Below are 7,435 nucleotides of genomic sequence, written 5' to 3' on the forward strand. Positions count from 1 at the left end.
TGCTGTCGTTCCATTGCAAAGCGGCAACGTGAGTCCGCGACTCATCTTCAGACGGGAAGTTCCGCCATCGTCATCATTTGCCGGCCGGGCGGATTTTACAGGACTAGCGGTTGAAGGACGGCCGCCGTCTGGCGGGCACCGACGGCTCTTTGCCTTCCGTCAGATCCGTAAGGATCGGGCAGTCCGGCCGATCGTCGCCTGCGCAGCAGTGTGAGAGGTGGCGCAGCGTGTCGGCCATCGCCTGCATCTCGGCGATACGGGCGTCGAGATCCGCCACGTGGCGGTCCGCGATGGCCTTCACCTCTCGGCTGGGCCGCGCACGATCCCGCCAAAGCGACAACAACTGGGTGATCTCGTCCATAGAGAAGCCCAGGCTGCGCGCGCGCTTGATGAAGCGAAGCTCGTTGATCTGGCGATCGTCGTATTCGCGGTAGTTCGAGTCCGTCCGGCTCGCCGGCCGCACCAGGTCGATCTCGTCGTAATAGCGGATCATCTTAGCAGTCACGCCGGTGGCCTTTGACGCCTGACCAATGTTCATGCGGCGGCTCCTTGGACTGTGGGCTGGAATGCGACCGATCGGGGGGCCAAAGGCTTGAAGGCGCGAAGGCGCAGGGCGTTGACGAGCACGCTGACGCTGGAGAGGGCCATGGCGCCAGCGGCGACCATGGGCGAGAGCAACAGGCCGAAGCCCGGGTAGAGCAGCCCGGCGGCGACCGGGATCAGCACCACGTTGTAGCCGAACGCCCAGACCAGGTTCTGGCGGATGTTCCGCAGCACCGCACGGCTGAGCGCGATCGCCGTGGCCACGCCGCGCAGGTCGCTGCGCATCAGCACCACGTCGGCGCTCTCGATGGCGATGTCCGTTCCAGCTCCCATGGCGATCCCGACGTCGGCGCTCGCCAGGGCCGGGGCATCGTTGACGCCGTCGCCGACGAAGGCCACGCGGCCATAGCGCTGCTGCAGGTCCTTCACGGCGGCGACCTTGCCGTCGGGCAGCACCTCGGCGATCACCTCGTCCAAGCCGAGCGCCGCGCCGACCGCCTGCGCCGTCCGCCGATTGTCTCCGGTCATCATCACCACCTTCAGACCCGCCGCTTTCAGCGCCGCCAGGGCCTCGGCCGTGGTGTCTTTGATCGGGTCGGCCACGGCGAGGATGGCTGCGAGTTCGCCATTGATCGCCGCATAGATCGGCGTCTTGGCCTCACCTGAGAGGCGTTCCGCGTCCGTGGCGAAGGCGGCGACCGAGACACCGAGCTTCGCCATGAAGCGGTCCGCGCCAACCTGGATCCGCTGGCCATCGACGAGCGCTTCAGCGCCGAAGCCGGGAAGAGCCGCGAAGCGGGACAACTCGGGCAGCTGCAAGCCGCGGGCTTGGGCCGCCTCGACGATCGCCTGGGCGATCGGATGTTCCGAGCGGCTTTCGACTGCCGCCACCAAGCGCAGGAGATCGGACTCCGTGAACCCATCCGTGACGCGGACATCCGTCAGGATCGGGCGGCCGAGCGTCAGTGTCCCGGTCTTGTCGAAGGCGACCGCCTGGACGTCGCGCAGGCTCTGCAGGGCCTCGCCGCGGCGGAAGAGGACGCCCAGCTCCGCGGCGCGGCCGGTGCCGACCATGATCGACGTGGGGGTCGCTAGGCCCATGGCGCACGGGCAGGCGATGATCAGCACCGCCACGGCGTTGACCAGCGCGAAGCTCAGCGCCGGGCTGGGGCCGAAGATCAGCCAGGCGGCGAAGGTCAAGACAGCGCCGACGATGACGGCCGGCACGAACCAGCTGGTGACCTTGTCGACGAGAGCCTGGATCGGCAGCTTGGCGCCCTGGGCGGCCTCGACCATCCGCACGATCTGGGCGAGCAGGGTGGCCGCGCCCACCTTGGTGGCGCGGAAGCGGAAAGTCCCGGTCTTGTTGACCGTGCCGCCAACCACAGCGGCGCCCGGACCTTTCTCGACCGGGATCGGCTCGCCCGTGATCATGGATTCGTCCACGTAAGAGGCCCCGTCTAGGACTTCGCCGTCCACCGGCACCCGTTCCCCCGGCCGGACCACGACGACGTCCCCGACGAGGACCTCGGAGACGGGAACCTCGAGGACCGCACCCGCCCGCTCCACGCGCGCGGTCTTCGCCTGCAGCGTCATCAGACGCTTGATCGCCTCGCTGGTGCGGCCCTTCGCCCGGGCCTCGAACAGGCGTCCGACCAGGATCAGGGTGACGATCACGGCGGCGGCTTCGAAGTAGATGTGGTTGGCTCCGGCCGGCAGCAGGCCGGGCATGAAGGTGGCGACGGTTGAATAAGCGAACGCGGCCGTCGCGCCGAGCACCACGAGGGAATTCATGTCCGGCGTGCGCCGAACGAGGTTCGGCACGCCCTTGCGATAGAAGCGCAAGCCCGGACCGAACAACACGAAGGCGGCCAGCGCGAAGCTGATCAAGCGCCAAGGCTGCTCGCCGATCGTGCTTGCCAGGAGATGGTGGGCGCCGGGCACGAAATGGCGGCCCATCTCGATCAAGAACAGTGGGATCGTCGCTAGGGCGGCGAGGCCCACTGCCCGCTTCAGTCCCCTGACCTCCGCCGCGCGCGCCTCACGTTCGCGATCGGCGAAGTCCGGGCCGGCTTCGACGATCGGCGCGGAGTGGTAGCCGGCCTTTTCGACGGCGGCGACCAAGGCGGCTGTATCAGCGCCCTCGACCACGGTGACCGTGGCGCGCTCCGTAGCGAGGTTGACCTGCGCTTGCAGCACGCCCGGCGCGGCGCGAAGCGCCCGCTCCACCCGCCCGACGCAGCTGGCGCAGGTCATGCCCTCGATCTTCAGTTCGAGGGTGTGTTCAAGCGGCTCGTACCCGGCCTTGCGGATCGCTTCGACGACGGCCGCAGACTGGCCTTCGGGCGTCAGCTCCACGTGGACGCGCTCGGCGGCGAGGTTCACTGAGGCGCGAACGACGCCAGGGACGGCCGAGATCGCCTTCTCCACGCGGCCGACGCAGCTCGCGCAGGTCATCCCCAGGACGGGAATCTCCAGCGGCTGAAGGATTTGTTCGGGCATTGGCTGGCTCCTCAACGACGATGCCCAGCTCAAATGGGCCTTCCCATGATAGGAAGGTCAAGAGCGCGCGGAATCTGCCGCCGACGGTCGGAGTCGCCGATCGATCTCCTTGGAATACGCGCGCGAAAAGCCGCCCCCCTCGGATGGATGGGGGTTTCGGGCTTAAAGCCGGACGGAGCGCAGGCGCAGGGCGTTGGTGATGACGCTGACGCTCGACAGCGCCATGGCCGCCGCCGCGATGGCCGGCGAGAGGAGCCAACCTGTAAACGGGTAGAGAACACCTGCCGCCACGGGAATGCCTGCGACGTTGTAGGCGAAGGCGAAGAACAGGTTTTGGCGGATGTTGCGCATCACCGCACGGGACAGGCGTCGTGCTTTGACGATCCCGTCGAGATCGCCCTTCAAGAGCGTCACGCCAGCGCTCTCGATCGCCACGTCAGCGCCCGCCCCCATCGCGATGCCGACTTCGGCGGCAGCCAGGGCAGGGGCGTCATTCACGCCGTCGCCGGCCATGGCGACCTTGCGGCCTTCGCGCATGAGCTTCTCGACGACGGCCGCCTTGTCCTGCGGCAGAACCTCCGCCTCGACCTCGTCGATGCCAAGCTTGCGCGCGACCGCCTGAGCCGTCTTGCGATTGTCGCCGGTCATCATCACAAGGCGCACGCCCTCCGCCTTCAAGCCCTGAACGGCGGCGAACGATGTGGTCTTGATCGGGTCGGCGATCGCAAAAATCGCCGCCGCCTGGCCGTCCAGCGCCATGAAGATCGCGGTGGCGCCATCGGTTCGGAGCGCGTCTGCCGCCTCCTCCAAGGCCCCGGTATCGACACCCTGTTCCTTCAGGAACTTCCCGGAGCCGATCACCAGGCGGCGGCCATCGACGACACCCAGCACCCCCTTGCCGACGGGCGAGTCGAACTCGGCAGGTTGCGAGAGCGACAGTTCGCGTTCCGTGGCGGCGCGCACGATGGCGTCGGCGAGCGGATGCTCGCTCGCCCGCTCCAGGCTAGCGGCGAGCCGCAGGACCTCGGCCTCATCCTGGCCCTGCGCAGGTCGAATGGCTGTGACCGCCGGTCGGCCCTCGGTGAGCGTCCCGGTTTTATCGATCACGAGGGTGTCGATCTTTTCGAAGCGCTCGAGCGCCTCGGCGTTCTTGATCAGAACGCCGGCCTGCGCCCCTCGCCCAACGCCCACCATGATGGAGATGGGCGTGGCGAGGCCGAGCGCGCAGGGGCAGGCGATGATCAGGACCGAGACGGCGGCGACGAGGGCGAACGCAACTCGCGGATCCGGGCCGACGAGCGCCCAGACGACGAACGCCACAAGGGCGACCGCGATCACGCTGGGGACGAACCAGCTGGAGACCTGGTCGGCCATCCGTTGGATGGGGGCGCGGCTCCGCTGGGCCTGGGCGACCATCTGAACGATCTGCGAGAGGAGGGTGTCCGCCCCGATCTTATCGGCGCGCATGACGAAGGAGCCGGTCTTGTTGATCGCGCCGCCCACCACCTTCGCGCCGGGTTCTTTGGTCACCGGCATGGACTCGCCCGTGACCATCGACTCGTCGATGGACACCCGGCCCTCCAGGATCTCGCCGTCCACCGGCACCTTTTCGCCGGGCCGCACGCGCAGACGATCGCCCACGGCGATCAGGTCGAGGGTGACCTCCTCGTCCGAACCGTCGTCGCGCAGCCTGCGGGCGGTCTTGGGCGCCAGGTCGAGAAGCGCCTTGATCGCGCCGGAGGTGCGCTCCCTCGCGCGTAGTTCCAGGACCTGGCCCAGGAGGACGAGGACCGTGATGACGGCGGCGGCTTCGAAGTAGATCGGGACCGAACCGTCCTCGCGCCGGAAGGCCGGCGGGAAGATGTGCGGCGCCAAGGTCGCGACGACGCTGTAGAGCCACGCCACGCCGACGCCCATGGCGATCAGCGTGAACATGTTGAGGCTGCGGGTCGCGAGCGAGCGCGCGCCCCGCTCGAAGAACGGCCACCCCGACCAGAGGACGACGGGCGTGGCGAGGGCCAGTTGGATCCAGGCGGAGGTCTGCCCTTCGAGGCGCATCATCATGCCCGTGAGATGCCCCCCCATCTCCAGGGCGAACACGGGCAGGGCGAGGACCAGCCCGATCCAGAAGCGTCGGGTCATATCCTTCAACTCTGGGCTGGGGCCCGTTTCGGAGGTCATCACCTCCGGCTCCAGCGCCATTCCGCAGATCGGGCAGGAGCCCGGCCCCACCTGGCGGATCTGAGGATGCATCGGGCAGGTGTAGATCGTGCCGACCGGGGCCGCCGGCATAGGCCGCGGCGCGCTTGCCGTATAGCGGGAGGGCTCCTTCTGGAACTTCGCCTGGCACCCGGCCGAACAGAAGAAGTACTCGTGACCCTCGTAGAGCGCCTTGTGCGGGGTCTTGGCCGGGTCGACGTCCATTCCGCAGACCGGATCCTTTACGGCCGCTGTCGCTGCGACCGAGTCCGGCCCACTATGGCCGTGGCGCTCATGGCCATGATGATGATGGGGGCGCGCTCCGTCATCTGCGCCGTCCGTCGAGACGTGCTTTTCGGGGTCTTCGGGCATGCGAGTAGCTCCCATTGGCGGCACAGCCGCCCGTCATCAATCGCTACGCAGTCGTCGGGGCAGAACCCTCGACTAAGTCCTCGAGGTCCCGCCGAGCCTACGCCGGCGCGACGCCGCTACTGAGACGGCGCCGCGCGGCTGAAGGCAGCTTACCTCTTTGCGGCCCCAGCCTGCACGTTCCAGTCGTTGGAAGGTCAAGAAGGCATCAGACCGGCTGAACTATAGGAAACGCACTGCAGCCTTGAATACGCAGCCAGACATTCACCCCCTCACGCGCGATCACACTTTTCCGGTTTATTTCCAGATCCGGAACCGGCGCCTCGGGGAGGGGTTGAGCGGCCATTCACCTGCATACGGAGGACGGCTATGCACGCCCATGAAATGATCAGTACGCACCCCCAGGTCCGCGGAAACACAAATGACAGCCTGATCCGCTGTATCGAGGAGTGCTTCGACTGCGCTCAGAGCTGCACGTCGTGCGCTGACGCCTGCCTGGGCGAGGAGATGGTCGCGCAGCTAACCCAGTGCATCCGCCTGAACCTGGACTGCGCCGACATCTGCACGGCGGCCGGTCACATCGCATCGCGCCGCACCGGCTCAAACGAGCCGATCATCCAGAGTGTACTGAAGGCATGCGAGGAGGCTTGCCGCCTCTGCGCCGAGGAATGCGAGCGTCACGCCAGCATGCATGAGCACTGCCGCATCTGCGCCGAGTCGTGCCGGCGGTGCGAACAGGCCTGTCAGGCCGCCCTCCAGACGTTCCACTGATCGCAAAAGGCTCACAGATGAAAATGATCGCCATCGTTGCGGCTGCGGCCGTGCTGCTCGCCGCCCCGGCGGTCGCTCAGCAGAGCGGCGCCGGGATGCAGCACGGCCAAATGGCCAAGCAGGACTACATGAAGGGCATGCAGGACATGCATCAGAAGATGATGTCCGCCAACGACGCCGATCCCGATCGAGCCTGGGCGCTCAAGATGATCGAGCACCATAGGGGCGGGGTCTCCATGTCGGAGGCGGTGCTGAAGCATGGTGACGACGCGGAGATCAAGAGGATGGCGCAGAAAACGGCGGACGAGCAGCGCAAGGAGATTGCCGAGCTGCAGGCCTGGCTCGACAAGCATGGCGGACGCACGCCGAAGCCCTGAGCACATCCGCGGCGGGCAGGGTGCCCCGCGCCCGCCCAAGGCGATCGCTCGCCCCTGACCCCATGACCTAGACGTCGGGCGGCTGGGAGCCTGGCGGCATCTGGGCCCGCGCCTCAGGGGCGGGCCAAAGACGATCCGCCCTGCGCCGAATCCAGGCACGAGCCGGGCCTTCGAACAGCAGGTGAAGGGCGATGGCCGCTAAGAGCGAAAGCGCCAGGAGGGCGGCCACCTCCCACCAGCCGAGGACATATTGGCTGTCGCGCCCCTGGGCGGCCGACCAGACGCCCTTCCAGGCGATCAGGATGGGCATGTGGACGAGATAGAGCGCATAGGAGGCTTCGCCGCCGAGACGGGGCCAGCGCGCCTTGAGGACGCCCTCGGCTTGTACCTTCGATAGCATGGCCAGAGCCAGTACGAGCGGGCCCGCCGCGGCGACGACCCATCGGTCATCGGCCTTCAGGTGCATGAGCGCGACGAGAAGAATCGCCGCCGCCCAGGCGAAGAGGACAGCGGCCCGCCGACCAAGCAGCAGCCGTACTCCCAAGTGGTAGAGGGCCACCCCGTAGAGGAATTCCGGGATGATGCGCAGGATGCCCATGCTCGCTTCGGCGTGCACCACGACATCGCCGAAGGCGGCTTGGTAGAACTGGTCCAGCGCCATGAAGAGAAGAGCG

Annotated in this window: 6 protein-coding genes; 2 read left to right on the plus strand and 4 right to left on the minus strand. The window is 67.4% G+C overall.

From position 1 onward, the window contains the following. Positions 1–103 precede the first annotated feature (103 nt). From cueR to ACE3TL_RS10025, 3 genes are all read right to left on the minus strand, one after another. The gene (cueR, locus tag ACE3TL_RS10015) at positions 104–538 is read right to left on the minus strand and encodes a Cu(I)-responsive transcriptional regulator (RefSeq protein WP_305284678.1); all 435 of its coding nucleotides are present in this window, start codon (positions 536–538) and stop codon (positions 104–106) included. After that, positions 535–3,045: a heavy metal translocating P-type ATPase gene (locus tag ACE3TL_RS10020; protein WP_305325718.1), complete on the minus strand. Its 2,511-nt coding sequence runs from the start codon at positions 3,043–3,045 to the stop codon at positions 535–537. Before ACE3TL_RS10020 ends, cueR begins: the two co-directional genes overlap by 4 nt. Positions 3,046–3,207: 162 nt before the next feature. Further along, entirely contained in the window at positions 3,208–5,616 is a 2,409-nt protein-coding gene (locus tag ACE3TL_RS10025) for a heavy metal translocating P-type ATPase (RefSeq protein WP_305325719.1), read from the minus strand. A gap of 366 nt (positions 5,617–5,982) precedes the next feature. Between ACE3TL_RS10025 and ACE3TL_RS10030 the strand changes: the two genes are divergently transcribed. Next, complete coding sequence (locus ACE3TL_RS10030; RefSeq protein ID WP_305325720.1) at positions 5,983–6,384, plus strand: four-helix bundle copper-binding protein; 402 nt, start codon at positions 5,983–5,985, stop codon at positions 6,382–6,384. Positions 6,385–6,401: 17 nt separating this feature from the next. Further along, positions 6,402–6,761, plus strand: a complete 360-nt coding sequence (locus ACE3TL_RS10035) for a DUF305 domain-containing protein (RefSeq protein ID WP_305325721.1) — start codon at positions 6,402–6,404, stop codon at positions 6,759–6,761. Positions 6,762–6,828: 67 nt separating this feature from the next. Here the strand turns inward: ACE3TL_RS10035 and ACE3TL_RS10040 are convergent. Further along, positions 6,829–7,435, minus strand: a 607-nt coding sequence (locus ACE3TL_RS10040) for an acyltransferase family protein (protein ID WP_374578551.1), incomplete at its 5' end; no start/stop codon positions are given.

Origin of the sequence: Phenylobacterium sp. (assembly GCF_041920015.1) — a bacterium.
Taxonomy (GTDB): domain Bacteria; phylum Pseudomonadota; class Alphaproteobacteria; order Caulobacterales; family Caulobacteraceae; genus Phenylobacterium.